Source organism: Paenibacillus planticolens, from assembly GCF_013141725.1.
GTDB lineage: Bacteria > Bacillota > Bacilli > Paenibacillales > NBRC-103111 > Paenibacillus_E > Paenibacillus_E planticolens.
Genome location: NZ_WHNZ01000061.1, coordinates 521,355 through 540,105, shown reverse-complemented (window position 1 = coordinate 540,105; position 18,751 = coordinate 521,355). Strand labels below are relative to the sequence as shown.

The window sequence follows — 18,751 nt, the reverse complement described above, 5'->3', positions numbered from 1 at the left end:
ATGGAGAAGAGCCGGGCGATTGACAGTCATACGATTTTATATGGGGTTTTCGGAGATCCGATTCGGCATTCCCGTTCTCCCATCATGCTGAATCGCGCTTTTCAGGAAGCAGGGATTAACGCGGTTTATGCTGCTTTTCACGTTCGTCCTGATGAGCTTGGCGATGCGGTTCGCGGGATAAGAGCATTGGGCTATCGGGGAATCAATGTCACGATTCCACATAAAGTTGAGGTCATGCAGTATCTCGACGAAATTGACGAGGGTGCCAGGATCGTTGGCGCAGTGAATACCATCGTGAATGAAGCCGGCAAGCTTACCGGCTACAATACGGACGGTATTGGTTACGTGCGTTCGCTCAAAGAAGAAACCGGCATCGATTTGAAGGGCAAAAGCGTTCTTCTCCTTGGAGCCGGCGGCGCAGCCAGAGGCGTGGCCTATGCGCTAGCCAAAGAAGGAGCAGGCTGTATTTATATCGCGAATCGAACGAAAGAGCGCGCTTTGGAACTGGCTGACACGATTGGGGCGTACACCAAGACGGTCGGTCTTGGTCTTGATGAGCTCTCGGGTGTCGTGGATGAGGTCGAGTTCGTACTCAATACGACCTCGGCAGGTATGCACCCTAACATTGAGGAGCTGCCGATGCCGGTTGAACTGCTGAGAGAGCATCATCTCGTGAGCGATTTGATCTATAACCCGCGGATTACTAAGTTTCTTCGTGAAGCGGAAGCCAAAGGAGCCCGCATTCATGGCGGACTCGGTATGTTTATTTATCAAGGGGCATTTGCTTTTGAATATTGGACTGGTACACCTGCGCCCGTTGCGGCGATGAGACAGGTGGTAGAACAGTCGTTAGCTGAATAAGAATGAATAGAGGGACATCCATGTTAACAGGCAAACAGAAACGTTATTTGCGCTCTTTAGCGCACCATGTAGATCCGATTTTCCAAGTAGGAAAAGGCGGCGTGAACGATCACTTGATCCGCCACATTGAAGAAGCGCTCGAAGTTCGTGAATTGATTAAAATCACCGTGCTCAACAACAGCGGAGAAGACCGTGACGAGGTAGGCGCTGAATTGTCAGAGAAGTCCGGTGCGGAGCTTGTACAGGTGATCGGTAAAATCGTTGTGCTTTACAAAGAATCGCGTGACAAGAAGAAGATTGAACTGCCGCGCTAAAGAGGTGGAATCATGCTTGTCGGAATTATGGGAGGCACCTTCGACCCGATTCATACCGGTCATTTGATTGCTGCGGAGCGGGCGAGGGTGGAAGCAGGACTGGACGAAGTATGGCTGATGCCGGCCAATGTGCCGCCGCATAAGTCCAATGCGCCGAAGGCTTCGACGCAGCAGCGCTGGGAGATGGTTTGCCTTGCTGCGGAAGGGAATCCTTTTTTTCGTCCGATTGATATCGAAATTGGCAAAGGCGGCGTATCCTATAGTATCGATACGATTGAGCTGCTGTGCAAAGAGTATCCCACGACTGAATTTGCTTATATTATAGGAGCAGATATGGTTCAGTATTTGCCGCAGTGGCATCGCATCGATGACATCGTGCGGCATATTCGCTTTATCGGCTTAGCCAGGCCTGGTTATGACCTGGATATGGCGCATATGCCGGAAAACATTCGTAAGCGTGTCACGATTGTCCCCATGCCGCTTGTCGAAATTTCATCGACGGCGATACGTGCGGAACGCGGCCAGGAACGATCGGTCCGCTATCTCGTACCGGAAGCCGTGAACGGTTACATGGAGGTGAACCGATTGTATGAAGCGTGAGGAGCTTATCGCCGCGGTGAAGGAACAGATGCCCGAGAGACGCTGGCTCCATACACTTGGTGTCATGGAAACAAGCGTAATGCTTGCCAAACGGTATGGCGGAGATCCTGTCAAAGCTGATCTTGCGGCGATTTTACATGACTACTGCAAGTATTGGCCAGTGCAGGAGCAAGCTAAGATTATTCGGGAAAATGGGTTGCCGCAGGATTTATTGGAGTATGACAAGGAACTTTGGCATTCTCATGCTGGCGCATTCATTGCCCAGTCGCAGTTCGGTATTCATGACGAGGAGATATTGGACGCAATCCGGTATCATACCTCAGGGCGTGAACGAATGACACTGCTGGACAAAATCGTCTGCTTAGCGGATTATATGGAACCCGGCCGTGACTTTCCCGGTGTCGCGTTCATCCGTGAAACGGCAGAGCAAAGTTTAGAGAAGGCGCTGGTTGCCGGCTTTGATTCGACGATTCGATTTTTGATCGAAAAAGGAAAACGAATTTATCCGCTTACGATTTTGACACGGAATGATTTGATTGAACAAATAAACAACTAACCTATGGAGGTTGATTGAATGAGTAAAAGCCCAGAGGAAATTTTAGCATTTGTCGTAGAGGCTGCTGAGGACAAAAAGGCGTCAGACGTTGTAACTCTTAATTTGCAAGGCGTATCCCTGATTGCCGACTATTTCGTTATTTGCCACGGTAATTCGGAAACACAAGTGCAGGCGATAGCCAGCGAAGCCAGAAAGAAAGCGCATGAGTACGGCGTCACGATCAGAGGTTACGAAGGTATTGATACTGCGAGATGGGTTCTGCTTGATTTAGGAGATGTTGTTATGCACGTCTTCCACCGCGATGACCGCGAATACTATAACATCGAAAGACTTTGGTCCGATGCCAAAGTTGTGGAGCGCGTATGAGACTTGAAGCAGGATCCCTCGTTACCCTTGAGGTAGCGAGGGAAGTTCCGCCTAATGGTTTTTTCTTGAGCGACGGCTATCAGGATGTCCTGCTGCCTTATGCGGAAATTGTGGGCAAGATCAAAGCTGGCGATCATGTGGAAGCTTTTTTGTTCCATGATACGCAGGACAGGCTAATGGCAACGATGAAGCGTCCGCTTATTCAATTAGGTGAAGTCGGGTTGCTGGAAGTGGTTGATATTCATCCGAGATTCGGCTATTTCCTTGAAATGGGGCTGGGGCGCAACCTGCTGCTTCCATACCGTCATGTGCCGGAATTAGAGGAGTTGCGGCCTCAAGTGGGGGACAAGGTGTTTGCGACGTTAGCTCACGACCGCCAAGGGCGCTTAATCGCGAAGTTGGCTCTCGAAGAGGACTTGGCTCCTCTTTGTGTGCGTGCTCCTTCCAGTTGGAGCAACCGCTCAGTGAAAGCGCGTGTGTACCGACCGCTGCAAATGGGGACTTTCGTGATTTGTGAAGCCGGCGTTCTCGGTTATGGCGTCATCGGACTTATTGCCCCTACAGAACGTACACGATTGCTTCGTGTAGGCGAGCTGGTTGAGGTGCGGGTCGCCTTCGTTCGCGAAGAGGATGGACGCGTGAATCTGTCGATGCGGCAGCCGAAGGAAAAAGGTCGGGATGAAGACGCAGAACGAATTCTCAGTGTGCTTGAGTCGCGCCCCGGGAATGCTATGCCATTTTCAGATAAAACGTCCGCTGATATCATTAAGGACCGGTTTGGCCTTAGCAAAGCGGCATTCAAGCGTGCTTTGGGCAAGTTGATGAAAGACGGGCTCATCTATCAGGAAGACGATTGGACCTATTTGAAAAAAGAGGAGAATCCCAGCTGATATGAGCTATGAAGAATTTGCCTACACCTATGACCGCTTAATGAACACCATGCCGTACAAGGACTGGCTTTGTTTTGTCAAAGAAAGCTTCGAACGCTTTGGCGTGAAGCCTGAGACCATCGTGGACTTAGGCTGCGGTACCGGAAATTTGACGATTCCTCTCGCGTTGGAAGGCTATCATCTGACGGGGATCGATTTGTCAGAAGACATGCTGGCTGTTGCTGATCAGAAAGCGGGAGAAGGGCTTGCGCGGCTTCGCGGCGGAGCGGTCCGCTGGCTGCAGCAGGATTTGCGGGAATGGGAGTTAGGCGAGCCCGTAGACGTGGCGATATCTTTCTGTGACAGTCTCAATTATTTGCTGGAGGAAGAAGACATCGTGGACGCTTTTCGCCAAACCTATGCAGGGCTTAAGCCTGGCGGCTTATTCCTGTTCGATGTGCATACGCCCCAGCAGCTGTTCGCATATGCGGAGGCTCAACCTTTTTTCTTGAACGAAGACGATGTGGCGTACATCTGGACAAGCGAGTTGGACGAGGACAGAGTTCAGATTCAGCATGATTTAACGATTTTTGTAAAAGAGAGCGGCAGCAAGGAGCTTTTCCGGCGCATTGATGAAACGCATGAGCAGCGAGCGTATGCTTTGGAATGGCTTGAACAGATGCTGCGGGCTGCAGGCTTTCGCGAAGTGCATAAGGCTGCTGACTTTACCTGGGATCAGCCGACGGAGGAGACAGAGCGGGCTTTCTTCGTGGCAAAGAAATAAAGCCGCGAAGAGCCAGGCCGCTTGACAGTGCGGCATTATTTTACATATAATCAAAGCTAATCAGATGATCTTAAAGCTTGGAAGAGGATTAGTAACTCGTACAGCATCTTGCAGAGAGCCGGATTAAGGGTGGAAGCCGGTAGATGTCCGTCTTGTGAACTCGCCTTGGAGCTAGAAGGTGAATCGCCGCACATAGTGGCGCTAGCCGGATCGTTTCACCCGCGTTAAGGGGCAGAGTGAACACAGGCAAAGTATGCCTAGTGTTAACTAGGGTGGTACCACGGGAATTCTAACCTCTCGTCCCTAGCGATATCCGCTAGCGATGAGGGGTTTTTTGGCGCTTATAGCCGTAAACAGGGAGGAAATTTCACATGACACAGGAAACAAAAGAAACAAAGGAACTGCAAGGCTACAATCCGCAAGCGATTGAGCCCAAATGGCAAGCTTACTGGGATGCCAAGAAAACATTCAAAGTGCTGGAAAATTCGGATAAACCGAAATTTTATGCGCTGGATATGTTTCCATATCCGTCTGGAGCAGGTCTGCACGTAGGACATCCGGAAGGCTATACGGCTACGGATATCGTCTCCCGTTTTAAACGGATGAGAGGCTATAACGTTCTTCACCCGATGGGCTGGGACGCATTCGGACTTCCGGCTGAGCAATATGCGCTGGATACGGGGAATGATCCCCGCGATTTTACGAAGAAAAATATCGATACATTCCGCCGTCAAATTAAGTCGCTAGGGTTTTCCTACGATTGGGATCGCGAGATCTCCACGACGGATCCGGAGTACTACAAATGGACACAATGGATTTTCATCCAGCTGTACAACAAAGGACTTGCTTATGTAGATGAAGTGCCTGTTAACTGGTGTCCGGCACTGGGCACTGTTCTTGCCAATGAAGAAGTCATCGACGGTCTGAGCGAGCGCGGGAACCACCCGGTTATCCGTAAACCGATGCGTCAATGGATTCTGAAAATTACGGAATATGCGGAGCGTTTGCTAGAGGATCTTGAGGAGCTTGACTGGTCGGAGAGCATCAAGGATATGCAGCGCAACTGGATCGGTAAATCAACCGGAGCAGAAGTGCAATTTGCGATCGAAGGTCATGAAGAAAAAAGTTTGACCGTCTTTACGACTAGACCGGATACTTTGTTCGGTGCGACATATTGCGTTCTTGCGCCTGAGCATGAGCTTGTTCAGCAAATTACGACAGATGGGCAAGCGTCCGCTGTGAAGGAATACCAAGAGAAGGCTTCGCGCAAAAGCGATCTGGAACGTACGGATTTGGCTAAGGACAAAACAGGCGTTTTCACGGGTGCGTATGCTATTAACCCTGTAAATGGCGGGAAAGTGCCGATCTGGATCGCCGACTACGTGCTTGGCGGTTATGGGACCGGAGCGATTATGGCGGTGCCTGGACACGATCAACGCGACTGGGAGTTCGCCAAACAGTTCGATCTGCCGATTATTGAAGTCGTGCAAGGCGGCAATGTCGAGAAAGAAGCGTATGCCGGCGATGGCGCGCATGTGAATTCCGGCCCGATTGACGGCATGAACATTGAGCAAGGAATCAAACACATGATCGCGTGGCTGGAAGAGAACGCTAAGGGCCGCGGCAAAGTCACATATCGTTTGAGAGACTGGTTGTTCAGCCGTCAAAGATATTGGGGAGAGCCGATTCCGATTCTTCATCTGGAAGACGGCACGATGAAGCCTGTGCCGGTTGATCAGCTTCCGCTTCTGCTTCCGCAAGTCGATGAAATTAAACCGTCGGGTACGGGAGAATCACCGCTAGCGAACGTGTCGGAATGGGTGAACACCATCGATCCGGAGACGGGCATGAAAGCTCGCCGCGAGACGAATACAATGCCGCAGTGGGCAGGCAGCTGCTGGTACTATCTGCGCTTTATTGATCCTCGTAACGATAAAGAGTTCTGCTCGCAAGAGCTTCAGCAGCAATGGCTGCCAGTCGATCTTTATATCGGCGGTGCGGAGCATGCGGTGCTTCACTTGCTGTATGCGCGCTTCTGGCATAAAGTGCTTTATGATCTCGGTTTTGTTCATACGAAAGAACCGTTCCATAAACTTGTAAATCAAGGCATGATTCTTGGCGAGAATATGGAAAAAATGAGCAAATCGCGCGGCAACGTTGTAAATCCGGATGATATCGTTAACGATCAAGGCGCAGATACGCTGCGTATGTACGAAATGTTCATGGGGCCGCTTGAAGCTACAAAGCCTTGGAACACGACGGGTGTAGACGGGATTTACCGCTATTTGAACCGTGTGTGGAGACTTTTTGTGGATGAGAACGGTCAGGTTCAATCCAAAATCTCTGCGGAGGAAATGCTTGGCAGCGATTCGTTCAAACGGACATGGCACCGTTCCATCAAAAAAATTACCGAGGATTTCGAAGCACTGCGCTTCAATACGGCGATTAGCCAAATGATGATTTTCGTCAACGAAGCCTATAAAACAGAGCGTTTACCGCTTGAAGCGATGAAAAACTTCGTTCAGATGCTGTCTCCGCTTGCGCCGCATTTGGCGGAAGAGCTGTGGGAGAAGCTGGGCGGAACCGAGTCGATCACGTATGCGCCATGGCCGACTTATGATGAAGCATGGACCGTCGACAATGAAATTGAGATCGTGGTGCAGGTTAACGGTAAAATTGTGGACCGTGTGCTGATTTCAAAAGATACCGATGAAGCTGCGATGGAGAAAATTGCTTTTGATCTCGACAAAGTCAAAGAAGCGACCGCCGGAAAGGCCGTTCGCAAATTGATTGTTGTAAAAGGAAAGCTTGTTAATATCGTTGTAGGCTAACAAAGAAATTAGACTGCTGGGAAGACTGATGCTAGATCGTGAATTGCTGCGCAGTCTTCTCTAGGTCTTCTTCATATTTGGCATGGGTAGCGCGGATGACCCGCAAGAACACGCCGGAAAGCTCTTCGTCCAAAATACGCAATCCTTCGGCAGTAATCCCGCCGGGAACGGAGACGCGTTTTTGCAAAGTCAAAGGATTGAGGCCGCCTGTAGTCAGCAATTTACCCGTACCAAGCGTCATCTCACTGGCAAGCAGGGTAGCTTCCTCGAGAGAGATGCCTGTTACTTCTACGGCTGCATCGATAAAGGATTGAATGAAATTGGCAAGAAAAGCAGGACCGCAGCTGGACAGATCCGAAGAGATGCGCGTATAGTTTTCAGAAACCCGAATCGGGGAAGAGATATTGGCAAACAGATTATCCAGCCACTCCTTGTCCTCAGGCTGCATCCGGTTGCCATGAATACATAACGCAGCTCCGCTTAATACATAGTTCGTAACACTTGGAATAATTTTACTTATTTTCGCAGGCAAAAGCGCCTCCAGATGCGTAATCAGCACAGGGCTCGTGATGGAAATGATGAACTGGGAGGGAAGCACGTCCTCTTTAATTTCATCAATAACCTTCTTGAACTCCGATGGCTTCACGCAAAGGAAAACGATATCGCTCCCCAGTACGACTTCTCTATTCGATTGGGCTACCACAAGCCCAGGATATGTCTCCGCAAGAAGCTCAACTTTACGCAACGTTCGATTTCCCGCAATAATTTGTTCCGGATTGAAAGCCCCAGAATGAATGAACGCTTCAATCAGAATACTTCCCATACTCCCAGTACCGATGAATCCTGCTTTCATCTAGTAATCCCTCCCGAAAAAAATCAGTCACTTGCGTTAATATTTATAGAACGGAGTCAGTTTTGGATGCCATTCGGATGCTTTTTCATGTATATGCTCATTTCTCGGCCGATATGCTAGGTCGGTTTTATTGCTTTGCGGGTAGTTCGACGCACACAGGGGAGTTGTAGGTACGGAGTAAGCTGAGCAAATTCTTCCTTATTAAGAGATGCAGCGTCTATCCGCGCCTTATATTGCACTTTGTGCAACGAAAAACGGGGATACGCGTTGAATTTCAGAGCTGTGTTGTACAAAATGCAACCATTTTTATAGAATGGTCCGAAATCATCGCTTTTCCGCTTCCTATGTTGCACAGAGTACAATTTAGGGGACCGAAGGCGCCTAATTCCAGTCATAATGTTGTATAAACTACAACATAGCAAGGCTGTATAGCCAAGAAAGTAATACCTGCGCGTTGTGGAGATGCTCATGCCCCGACTGAACGGCAGGATGCGCCTTTTAGATCAGAGGGTGAACATAAATCTTATGTAAAAAACAGTTTGGAGGGAATTCGTGGCTGTATTTCGATTTCGAACATTTCTGTACATTGCTGTAGGGGGTTGTTTTGTCGCTTTTGTAATTTGGCCTTTTTTGATAGGGGGCCGGGCATCCTTGATTCAAACGGGATTCAAGCCCGTCAACGAGCAAATTGACGCTTTAATTGCGCAAAGTTCTGTTGAAGAGATGGGCGCGGAATCCAAGTTAACTCCAAAGCCGACTTCAAAGGGAGCTTCAATATCAGATCAGAAGTCTACCGCAGCTGCGCCAGCAACTTCGATAACAATGTCTTCCCCAACACCCGCTGATCTTTCGGAGGCAGACACAACAAGCAATCTTGGAGCATCTCCCCCTGCGGAACTAGATACAAGCCCTCTGGAGGTACCATTACCAGGCCAACTTGATCTGAATGCGGCAACGCTTAAACAGCTCAACGATTTGCCTGGGATTGGCGAAAGCAAAGCAAGAGCGATTCTGGATTACCGCACGAAAAAAGGCAGATTTAGCCGGATTGAAGAGCTAACCGAGGTGAAAGGCATAGGGGGTAAAATGTTGGAGAAGCTTAAGCCTTTCCTGTATGTGGGTTCTTCGTAGTCGTTTCTTTAAATTTGAGAGGAAGTATGAGAGAATACTAGAAAAAAAGAATAGAAACAGCATACGGAGGAGAGAATCATACGATGAGAGGCCGCAAAGACTGGGATACTTATTTCTTAGATATCGCATATATGGCATCCACACGCTCTAGATGCAACCGACGCCATGTTGGCGCCGTGCTGGTTCAAGGGAAAAAGCTGCTAGGTACTGCTTACAACGGCGCGCCGATGGGCGTACCTGATTGCACGGAAGCAGGCTGCATGCTTGTCGAGGAAATCGAGCTGAAAGTGGTGGAGGACATTGAAGAAGTAGTCCGCAAGCAGCGCTGTATCCGGACGATTCACGCCGAGCAAAATCTGCTGCTGTTTACAGATCGCGAAGATCGCGAGGGGTCGACCGTTTATGTCACCGATCAGCCTTGTTGGACTTGCGCCAATATGCTGGCAAACAGCGGCGTGACCGAGATTGTTTTCCATCGCGGCTATCCGAAGGATCATGAGAAAGTTAGCCAGCTTATGGCGGACAGAGGCATCGTTTTTCGCCGGATGGATGGGTATGAGCCCCCGCCAGGTACAGTATCCGATGTTGTGAATTGAACATGCAACTCCAGAGTAAATACAATAGAAGATTAGCAAAGAGGAGGAACCTCTTTCCAGCAGCAGCCTATTCAAGGCTCTTCCGGGAAGAGGTTTTTTGCTGCAGAGGGGGATTTATATTCAAATTCAACTTCTTTTGAAGCGTCCAGTTGTTACAGGTTGCTGTCTGTGGATAACTGGCTATGTGCTCGCGCTCTACAGCAACCTGCCGTGGCTCACGATAACGACGAGCGCGCTGCTGCTTGTAGAGATCGTCGTTATCTACCTGCTGCGGCTGCCCGGCAGACAGCCGCTGTGCGCTCTTCTGCTGGTCGGCGTAGCCTGCGGCTACTTCGAGTGGACCGACCAGCGCAACGTCACTGCCCTGCTGCCGCTGCAGCAGCAGGAAAACCCGGACGGCACCGAGGTCACGCTGTCCGGCCGGTTCAGTTCCCCTGTCACCGTCGACGGCGACAGGGCCAGCTTTACCGTGGAAGCGGCGTCCGTCCGCTTCCAGGACCGCGCTTTCCCACTTGGCGGGGAAAGCGTACAGGTCTCGCTGCGCTTGCTGGCGCAGGCGCAGCAGGAGGTGGCGTCGGGCTGGCGCCGAGGCGACGCCGTCACGCTCACGGGGACGCTGCGCAGCCCGTCCCCGGCACGCAACTTCGGCGGCTTCGACTACCGCCGGTATTTGCGCCTTCACCGCATCCATTGGCTGTTGTCAGCCAAAGGGGCGGATCAGGCGCAGGTTGAGCCTGCGGCTGCGCGCGCAAGCGTCGTCCAGCTGCTGCGCTGGAACGACGAGCTGCGGGAGCGCCTCAGCAGGCGCATGGACCTGATCTTCCCCGCGCCGCAGGCGGGGTTTATGAAAAGCATGCTGATCGGTCTGACGGACGATCTCGATCCAGAGCGCTTCCAGCAATTTTCGGAGCTGGGGCTGACGCATATTCTAGCCATATCGGGACTTAATGTTGCTGTTTTTCTTGGCGTTTGTTTCTGGATCATGCGCCGGCTGAAGCTGACGAAGGAAACCGCTTTACGCGTTTGCTTTTGGCTGCTGCCATTTTATATCTTGCTGACAGGGGCTTCGCCTTCCATTGTAAGAGCCGGGCTTATGACGATGGTCGCCCTTTACGCAGCCAGGCGGGGGATAGCAAAGGATGTTTTGCATAGTATGGCGATCGTCGCATGGATCATGCTGCTCTGGAATCCGTATTTCCTGCTGGACGTCAGCTTTCAGCTGTCTTTTTTGGTTACGCTTGGGCTTATTTTGGGTGTGCAGAGCGTAAGCGCTTTGCTCCAAACTTGGATTTCCTCCTCTATGCTGCGAAATACAGCTTCCATAACCCTCGTTTCTCAATGTGTATCCTTTCCGGTTTCGATTTACTATTTCAATCAGTTTTCCTTGATTTCGTGGCTGGCTAATGCCATTCTAGTGCCTGTCATCTCCTTAGCGGTGTTCCCGGCGGGACTAGCGGCGATCTTTGTAGGACTTCTTTATCTGCCGGCAGGAAGAGGGCTTGGCTGGCTCATTGCTTGGCTCAATGAAGGGATCTTTTGGACGACAGACAAGCTGCAGCAGCTGCATGCATTCAAATTGATTTGGCCATCGCCGGGCTTGTTGTGGATAGCCTTGTATTACTTCCTCCTTGTTGTCATTTATGGGCTATGGCGGCGTTTGTCGCTAGGCAGAACGGATGAGCTTCCAATCAGGCTAGAGCGTGTGCAAAGCAGACGGAGCGTGAATCTGCCGATGTGTCTAAGCCTTGCTGCAGGCGGCTTCCTCTTGCTCCTGTGGATAGGATATTCACCAGAGCGTTTCGACCGGTCGGGTCTTGTGCAATTTATTGATGTAGGGCAAGGCGATGCCATTCTCATCCGTACGCCATATGGACGGAATCTCCTCATCGATGGTGGCGGGACCCTTGCATTCAGCAAGCCGGGAGAAGCATGGAAAGCCCGGAAAGACCCCTATGAAGTAGGGCGGAAGCTGCTCGTTCCTCTGCTGAAGAAACGGGGGATTCATCAGTTGGATTTGCTTGTGCTCACCCACGAAGATGCTGACCATAGCGGAGGCCTGCAAGCTGTGATCGAGCAGATTCCTGTGAAGCAATTCTTATTCAACGGTACCTATAACCCGAATGCAGGGATGGAGAAGCTGTTCCACACGGCCATCGACCGTAAAATTCCGATGCTTTCGGGCGAACGAAGCGAATGGATTCAGTTGGATGCCGTGACGAGACTGCGTGTGCTTTATCCTTTTCAGGAAACTGTGGGGGATGCAGAGATTGTTCAGGAGCAGAATGAATATTCCATCGTAATCCTGCTGGAGATGCTGGGGACGAAGTGGCTTTTTACGGGAGATATAGGGAAAGAATCTGAACTCGCCCTCTTGGGCCGTTTGAAGGATGATCATTCCAGTCGGATTGATGTGATGAAAATTGCTCATCATGGCAGCAAATACTCTTCTTCACAGGAATGGCTGGACTACTGGCAGCCCGGGACGGCTGTGATTTCTGTGGGAGCCGGCAACCGATACGGGCATCCGTCGGCAGATGTTGTAGAGCGGCTGCGGATGAGCGGCGTTCACATTTTTCGAACGGACCGGATGGGGGAAGTGCAGATGGAAGTTCGCAAGGAGGGCGTATTCTCCCGTGTGAAATTATCTCCGCAACAACCAATCCCTTAGGATTGGCTTTGTGGAGGCGTCGGGTGCTCTGTCTCATTTTCTTGCGGCTGCTTCCAAGGCGGATCTCCGTTCTTGTGAAGAAGTTGATTGACCGAATAGACGCTTAGCGGGACAATAAACGACAGGACCGTGCACAGCAGGACCAATTTGGGAGGCATAAAGCCTACAAACGACGACCACATAAAAACTCTACTCCTTTGTTGATTCGAAAATGTTGCCTACACGCCGTACAATGACTTCGACTTGTACATCAATGCCCGCTTGCGTAAATAACTTGGCGCCGGATTCCCAATTGTCTGCAAGCGGCTTCCACATTTTATTATCGTTTTGAAAAAGATAGGTCCCCAATCCCAACGCATCTTTTTTATAGGTTTGCTGCAGCTTTTTAATGACTTGACGGGTAGTGGAAACAATCGTATCTTCGAAGCTTTTCTCCAGTGATTCCACGAGCTTTCCTTCGGAAGGGTCAAGATTGGCAATGGATTTATCTAATGTGCCTTCGACAATGATTTTAATCGTGAAATTTACCTGCTCGGGACTTGTCTGGCGTACATAAATCTTTCGATTGGACCGTTCGACTTTTAAGCCGACGATTTGATTATCTATTTTGGATTCAACGATTCCCCCCTTAATTCGTTTTGTAATAAAATTTAGCCCTTGTGTTTCTTCGCCGTTCAGGAAGCCGATAAACTGCTTGGTTTTTCCGTCAAATAAGGCGCATCCGCTCAACGTAACGCCTCCATCCTCCTTCTTAATTGTTTGAAGGACAAAACTTTCATGTTTAATTAAATATTCATGCACATCGCCAATTCGTGATTCCGACAGCATGAAATTCGTTTTCTGCGTATTTTTGGCAATCGAAGAGATATAGTCAATCGGCGTAGATTCGTTGTTTGGAAATATGTTAAGGATATCCGAGCCTTTCCCATCGGCGATTAAAATTTGGACGCTTCTTCGCATTTCGCTGTTCCGCAGAAAAAAATCCAGTATATCGGGGAGGTTGGCTTTGTTTTTAACGGAATCGCCTGAAATGATGATCATTCTCAAGTGTTCGAAATAAGGAGAACGGCTTGTTTTGCCAGCAATTCTGGCAGCTATTGAGGGCATCGAGTTTTCACTCGTTGTCATATTAAAATAAGCTTGTCCGGCATGCGGATTATTATTGCTGCCCGGACTGTTTGCGCCGTTAAGCTTCAGGCCGCCGGGCACAATCATTTGATAGGTGCCTTTGTATACATTTTTCGTGCCGTCTTCCGGTTTATCAATGGCAACTCCGACAACGAAGCCGCGTTGATTAATTTCGACCCGATCCCAGCAGCCTGTAAGGATACATATGCAACCGAGACATATCGCACATAGAATCCTTTTAGGAAACATCGCTTTTCACTCCTCGAAACTTGGCGACAATATGAATAAGAATCGGCAAAAAAATGCTCACCACAAGGCCAAAATAACTGATCATGGAGCTCATTTTATCGAAATCGGACAGGTTTTTGGGATACATGCATAGTAGATAAATGAAAGGGCTGAGTCCAAAAACCCATGTTCTATGCTTGGGCTTGGTGAACAACGAACTAAGCGCATAGATCGTACAATCGTAGGCCATCATGGTTGTTGTAAAGACAGCCATAATCCAAATCGTAAAGAAGATGGATTCAAACCGCTCGAAAAATTCGCCGGGGATCGTCATTTCTTTAGCAAGCTCTACGGCGGGATATGTAATTTCCTGCAGTGCCAGTTGAGAAAATACGCCAATGCAGACCATGTAGATACACGTATATAAGATGACCGGTATAAAGACACCGATCACAACGGCTTTAGGAGCCTCTTTGGGACGATTCATCATTGTGATATAAAATAAAATGACTTCGAACCCCAGAAGTGAGAAGGCGGTTGTTTTCATTGAGGACGCTAATGATTTCCAATCCGTTGTGAAAAATGGCTTTAGCTCTTTGATTTCAACCATGTCAAGACTAAAAAAAAGGACACACGCTGTGATAAAGAGCACAATAGGCAGAAATAAGATGTTTAAGCGGATCAGCCCCACGCGGCTGCCGGACACGGCATACACGTTAATCATTAAGAACGAGAACGCAATGATTTCCACAGGTGTTGTTTCAAATAAATATTGCTTGGCAATATTGGCAATGGCCCTGACTTCATACGCGCAAAAAGAGATAAAGTACAGAGAAAGAGAGAGTACGGCAATAAAGGCAATCGGTTTCGTTACCGCAGCGGAAGCATAGGCATAATAGCCTTGCGTGCTGAAGTGCGTTGATATTTTGGCCAGCAGCCATGCAACTCCAAGGGCAAGTGAGCCTGCGGCAATCATGGACATCCAACCGTCTGAGCCCTGTACGGCTTTGGCCAGCTCCCGCGGCAGCAGGAGGATACCGACACCGATAATCATGGATGAAACCGTTATGGTCATATCCAAATTGCTGATCTCTTTATCTCCGTATTCAAAAGATTTCATTCTTTATTTCTCCTTACTTTCATTCTGTCCTCATTTTTAGTTTGAAGCATTTGCGGCCGTTTTTTCAGGAAATGTAGAGGGGCTCGCAGCACAAGATCTTTCCAATCATGGGTAAACATCGGAGCAAAGGGCGTAGAGTACGGAATCCCGAAGCTTTTTAGATTAACGATATGGATGTTGATCATGATGTAGGCCAGAATGATCCCATACAGCCCAAGAAATGCAGCGAACAACATAATGCCAAACCGCATGACGCGCAGAGAAATGGCGAACGAATACGAAGGCAACGAAAAGGATGAGATGGCTGTGACGGCAACGACGATAACCATAACGGGACTCACGATACCGGCAGCCACTGCCGATTCCCCGATTACCAAACCGCCTACAATTCCAATCGTTTGGCCTATGGGCTTGGGCAGTCGCAGTCCTGCCTCTCTAAGCAGCTCTAAAGTGAATTCCATCATAAAGGCTTCGATTACTGCCGGAAACGGTACGCCTTCTCGCGCCCCGGCGATGGAGAAAGCGAGCTTGGAAGGGATCATGCCATGATGAAACTCCAGTAATGCGATATAAAGCGCAGGCAAAAATGTGGCGATAAAGGCTGAGATTAATCGAAGAATCCGGGTTAGCGTGGAGATCAGCCAGTTTTGATAATAATCCTCGGGCGATTGCAAGCTTGAGGAGAAGGTAATCGGCAGAATAAGCGCAAAAGGGTCGCCATCGACTAGAATAGCAACGCGGCCCTGAAGCAGAGCGCCAGACACTTTATCGGGCCGCTCCGTATTTAAAATGACAGGAAACGGACTTAAAAAGCTATCCGCGATCCACTGTTCCAAGTATCCTGAACCTTCAATATCATCGATGTCTACGCTCTTGATACGCCGGTCGACTTCTTTAATGAGATCTGGGTGTACAATGTCGGCAATATAAGTGAGGATAACTTTCCGTTTAGCTCTGCGCCCGATTTGGTAAGTGTCGAATACAAGGTTGGTTTCTTTAATGCGTCTTCTAAGCAGCGCTGTGTTCGTGCGCAAATCTTCTGTAAAGCCTATCCGGGGGCCCCGGATAATGGATTCCGTTTGCGGCTCTTCAACGGCCCGGCTTTTCCAACCGTTGCTGGAAACGATGATGTACTGTGCGAGATCGTCCAGCAATATCAGTGTGTTGCCGGACAGAATCGCGAGCAAAGCGTCCTGCAGCAGATCACCCTTTTCCAAATCGTGCGCGGTCAAAACCTGCTCCGCCAAAATTGTCATGACGTCACGAGGTGTATCAGCAGGCTGATCAAAGAAATGGAGCATTGGATTTATGAGTTGATCATTGATAAGTGTTGTATCCACCAGTCCGTCTATACTCACGATTGCGCAACGATGCTGTTCTAGACCGACCGTGAATTGTCTGATCATAAGGTCGCTCGGATGATGGAGGAGTGTCTGAATAATATTCAGGTTCTCTTGCAAGGATGGCAGCATGATTTTATTTTGCTCAGAGGCAGTTGTGTTTTCCCGATTGTTAGTCATGTTGCTGCTATACAATCGTCTTCTTCCGAATAGTTGTTTGAACACGATAAGCCCTCCGCCTATGAATAGCTTCTCTGTAATATTTACCACTTTAGTCAGAATTAAACGGCTTACCATGAGGTACTACACAAACATAGTACTATCCTAACTTTTAAAAAGGCTTACAATGAAGAGTAATTTGACCGAAATAAGAAAGGGGATGGACGGATTCATCCGTTATGGATTAAACTAATCCGGTTCTTTTACGTCTAAGAAGTGTATTTATTCATGAAATTTTGTTATTCTGGTAGTTGCGAACCGCCTTATTATTATTTATTCTAAAACCATTGCAACATTATGAGACGCTGCTGCGTCTGTAAGATTGCAAGAGGGAGGGATCCCAGTGGTAGCACCCGAACTGGTTAAAAGAGCTCAGGCCGGTGATCGTGATGCACTCATTACCCTATTGCGAGAAATTGAGTCTCACGTCTATCGAACCGCTTATTATATTTTGAATAATGAACAAGATGCCCTTGATGCTTCGCAGGAGGCGCTCCTTCGGATTTATACGAAAATTAATTCATATGAAGAAAAAGCGTTGTTCAAGACGTGGGTACAGCGGATTGTGACAAACATCTGCATCGATAAATTTCGCAAGGCGAAACCGACGGTTTCTATTGATGAGCATGATATGACCTTTACTGCAGAGCACAATGTTGAATATGAAATCATGACCGGCTATCTAGCCAAAGATATTCGAGAAGCAATCGATAAGCTTCCCGAGCACCATCGATCTGTAGTTGTTCTCCGTTATTTGCAAGACTTTTCGTATCATGAAATTGCCGAATCTTTGAATTTACCGCTGAATACGGTGAAGTCTTACTTATTTCGCGCCAGACAGCAGTTACAATCGCTGCTCCAAGAATATCAGAAAGGAGGTGTTCGGGGATGAATTGTCAAGAGGTGATGGAACTTATGCAAAGGCAGCTGGATGGAGATCTGGATTCGCAAGAGGAAGATGAGCTCCACGCTCATTTGGCCTATTGTTTGGAATGTGCACAAATGTTTGAACGTTTACAAAGAATATCGGGTGAATTAGCCCAATTACCAAAGGTTGTTCCTCCATACAGTTTGGTCGATGCCATTTTGCCGCAGCTGGACGAAATTGATAAAGTAGCCGCGGCGTCCATTACCGACAAAGCAGCTGTCTTCCGCACAGAAGTCAAACAGATCGAACAAGGACAGCCCACTAGACTCCCTTGGACACGCCGGCTTGGATCGCAGTTCTCTTGGAAATTTGCAAGTGGTGTTGTTGCCGCAGGTCTCATTCTCGGATTCTTTGCTTTTAATCTAAAGCATCCTGTGATGGATAATGCTGACGGCCTGCTGCCGATGGCAGCATCTAAGCAAAGGGCTGAGCATAGCAGTTCGGCAGCCTCGGATTCGAAAGTGAGTGCGGAAGGGAATCCGGAAACTGCCGACAAGATGAAAATCTCCGGTACGCCTGACGCTAACGAGTTTTCCGCCAACCAGAACAATGATACCGCACACGCAGCAGATCCGAAATCCGATCTAAAGCAGCAGCTGCAAACATCAGAGACAGGTGGACCGCCACCGCAAGCGACAACGAATGCACCGCTTGAAAAACCGGATACGATCAAGCCGTCTCCGCCGAAGGATGCTAATGATGCATCGCGTGTGGAGCCTTCAACTTCGGCGCCGGAGCGCATGCAAGATCCGTCCGCCACGGTTGGAGGCAACCTGAAGGGTGCAGAGCCGAAGCAATCGAATCCGCCTGCCCCGCTAGTTGCAGAGCCCAACAACATAGCGAATAGCTTTGCCCCAACAACTCAGCCGACCTCTACCCCTGTTGCGAAAAAAGGGGTAGAGAGGGATTCCGGCGTCGGTATGTTTTCGTTGACCGTACCGGTTACTGATAATTTTCTGAAATCAGCTTCGGGGACTTTGACAGCAGCTGTTGAAGATCATCACGTTGTGATCCGTAATAGCGAAACGCTGGAAATCGTATTTGCGTCCAAGCAAGTTTGGCAGTCAGAGGACGTGATCACACTGGTGGAATGGTCCAAGGATGACAAGTTATTTTATCAAGTTCAAAGCGGGGGCACGCTCCATACGATTCGCGTTGACGTGAATCTGAAAAAGGAAGAAACGCCCTAAAATTGTTGAAACGAACGCACCAATATAGCGGCTCCTGCGTATGTTAAATTATACGAAAGCTAAAGCAAGTATGGGGGTTCGCCCACACGGTCTAAGGTTTCTAGAGCCTTTAACCGGTGTTTAAATAGACAGACAAAGGGATTACGGTAAGGTCTTAGGACTTTGACGT

Annotated in this window: 18 protein-coding genes and 1 other annotated feature; of the genes, 13 read left to right on the top strand and 5 right to left on the bottom strand. The window is 49.0% G+C overall.

Features of this window, described 5'->3' with window-relative positions:
• The 8 genes from aroE to leuS all read left to right on the top strand — a co-directional run bounded on the left by aroE (nt 1) and on the right by leuS (nt 7,181).
• Complete coding sequence (aroE, locus tag GC097_RS26860; RefSeq protein WP_171686327.1) at nt 1–861, top strand: shikimate dehydrogenase; 861 nt, start codon at nt 1–3, stop codon at nt 859–861.
• A 20-nt stretch (nt 862–881) separates the two neighbouring features.
• The gene (yhbY, locus tag GC097_RS26855) at nt 882–1,175 is read left to right on the top strand and encodes a ribosome assembly RNA-binding protein YhbY (RefSeq protein ID WP_171686326.1); all 294 of its coding nucleotides are present in this window, start codon (nt 882–884) and stop codon (nt 1,173–1,175) included.
• A gap of 12 nt (nt 1,176–1,187) precedes the next feature.
• Entirely contained in the window at nt 1,188–1,775 is a 588-nt protein-coding gene (locus GC097_RS26850) for a nicotinate-nucleotide adenylyltransferase (RefSeq protein WP_171686325.1), read from the top strand.
• Complete coding sequence (gene yqeK, locus GC097_RS26845) at nt 1,765–2,331, top strand: bis(5'-nucleosyl)-tetraphosphatase (symmetrical) YqeK (RefSeq protein ID WP_171686324.1); 567 nt, start codon at nt 1,765–1,767, stop codon at nt 2,329–2,331. Before GC097_RS26850 ends, yqeK begins: the two co-directional genes overlap by 11 nt.
• Before the next feature lie 18 nt (nt 2,332–2,349).
• Nucleotides 2,350–2,697 (top strand): ribosome silencing factor, encoded by a 348-nt coding sequence (gene rsfS / locus GC097_RS26840; RefSeq protein ID WP_171686323.1) that lies wholly within the window; start codon nt 2,350–2,352, stop codon nt 2,695–2,697.
• Complete coding sequence (locus GC097_RS26835; RefSeq protein WP_171686322.1) at nt 2,694–3,587, top strand: CvfB family protein; 894 nt, start codon at nt 2,694–2,696, stop codon at nt 3,585–3,587. The genes rsfS and GC097_RS26835 overlap by 4 nt, the downstream gene beginning before the upstream one ends.
• Nucleotide 3,588: 1 nt before the next feature.
• Nucleotides 3,589–4,350, top strand: a complete 762-nt coding sequence (locus GC097_RS26830) for a class I SAM-dependent DNA methyltransferase (protein WP_171686321.1) — start codon at nt 3,589–3,591, stop codon at nt 4,348–4,350.
• A 69-nt stretch (nt 4,351–4,419) separates the two neighbouring features.
• Nucleotides 4,420–4,658: a binding site (T-box leader), on the top strand.
• A 63-nt stretch (nt 4,659–4,721) separates the two neighbouring features.
• Nucleotides 4,722–7,181: a leucine--tRNA ligase gene (leuS, locus tag GC097_RS26825; protein WP_171686320.1), complete on the top strand. Its 2,460-nt coding sequence runs from the start codon at nt 4,722–4,724 to the stop codon at nt 7,179–7,181.
• Between the two features lie 31 nt (nt 7,182–7,212).
• On the opposite strand, the gene comER is transcribed toward leuS, so the two are convergent.
• The gene (gene comER / locus GC097_RS26820; RefSeq protein ID WP_171686319.1) at nt 7,213–8,034 is read right to left on the bottom strand and encodes a late competence protein ComER; all 822 of its coding nucleotides are present in this window, start codon (nt 8,032–8,034) and stop codon (nt 7,213–7,215) included.
• A gap of 651 nt (nt 8,035–8,685) precedes the next feature.
• On the opposite strand from comER, the gene GC097_RS33950 reads away from it, so the two are divergent.
• From GC097_RS33950 to GC097_RS26805, 3 genes are all read left to right on the top strand, one after another.
• Nucleotides 8,686–9,165 (top strand): ComEA family DNA-binding protein, encoded by a 480-nt coding sequence (locus GC097_RS33950; RefSeq protein WP_216625890.1) that lies wholly within the window; start codon nt 8,686–8,688, stop codon nt 9,163–9,165.
• A gap of 83 nt (nt 9,166–9,248) precedes the next feature.
• Entirely contained in the window at nt 9,249–9,761 is a 513-nt protein-coding gene (locus GC097_RS26810) for a deoxycytidylate deaminase (protein ID WP_171686318.1), read from the top strand.
• A 136-nt stretch (nt 9,762–9,897) separates the two neighbouring features.
• Nucleotides 9,898–12,429, top strand: coding sequence for a DNA internalization-related competence protein ComEC/Rec2 (locus GC097_RS26805; protein ID WP_171686317.1), 2,532 nt, complete (start codon nt 9,898–9,900; stop codon nt 12,427–12,429).
• On the opposite strand, the gene GC097_RS26800 is transcribed toward GC097_RS26805, so the two are convergent.
• The 4 genes from GC097_RS26800 to GC097_RS26785 are packed head-to-tail and all read right to left on the bottom strand — an operon-like array spanning nt 12,426 to nt 16,425.
• Nucleotides 12,426–12,611 carry a hypothetical protein gene (locus GC097_RS26800; RefSeq protein ID WP_171686316.1) on the bottom strand — a complete coding sequence of 62 codons (186 nt, stop codon included), beginning with the start codon at nt 12,609–12,611 and terminating at the stop codon, nt 12,426–12,428. The genes GC097_RS26805 and GC097_RS26800 overlap by 4 nt on opposite strands.
• A 7-nt stretch (nt 12,612–12,618) precedes the next feature.
• The gene (locus GC097_RS26795) at nt 12,619–13,806 is read right to left on the bottom strand and encodes a Ger(x)C family spore germination protein (protein ID WP_171686315.1); all 1,188 of its coding nucleotides are present in this window, start codon (nt 13,804–13,806) and stop codon (nt 12,619–12,621) included.
• Nucleotides 13,796–14,905, bottom strand: coding sequence for a GerAB/ArcD/ProY family transporter (locus GC097_RS26790; protein ID WP_171686314.1), 1,110 nt, complete (start codon nt 14,903–14,905; stop codon nt 13,796–13,798). Before GC097_RS26790 ends, GC097_RS26795 begins: the two co-directional genes overlap by 11 nt.
• Entirely contained in the window at nt 14,902–16,425 is a 1,524-nt protein-coding gene (locus GC097_RS26785) for a spore germination protein (protein ID WP_171686395.1), read from the bottom strand. Before GC097_RS26785 ends, GC097_RS26790 begins: the two co-directional genes overlap by 4 nt.
• A 382-nt stretch (nt 16,426–16,807) precedes the next feature.
• Here GC097_RS26785 and GC097_RS26780 point away from each other — a divergent pair, with 382 nt between their 5' ends.
• Nucleotides 16,808–17,356 (top strand): RNA polymerase sigma factor, encoded by a 549-nt coding sequence (locus GC097_RS26780; protein ID WP_171686313.1) that lies wholly within the window; start codon nt 16,808–16,810, stop codon nt 17,354–17,356.
• Nucleotides 17,353–18,582: an anti-sigma factor family protein gene (locus GC097_RS26775; RefSeq protein ID WP_171686312.1), complete on the top strand. Its 1,230-nt coding sequence runs from the start codon at nt 17,353–17,355 to the stop codon at nt 18,580–18,582. The genes GC097_RS26780 and GC097_RS26775 overlap by 4 nt, the downstream gene beginning before the upstream one ends.
• Nucleotides 18,583–18,751: the final 169 nt, after the last annotated feature.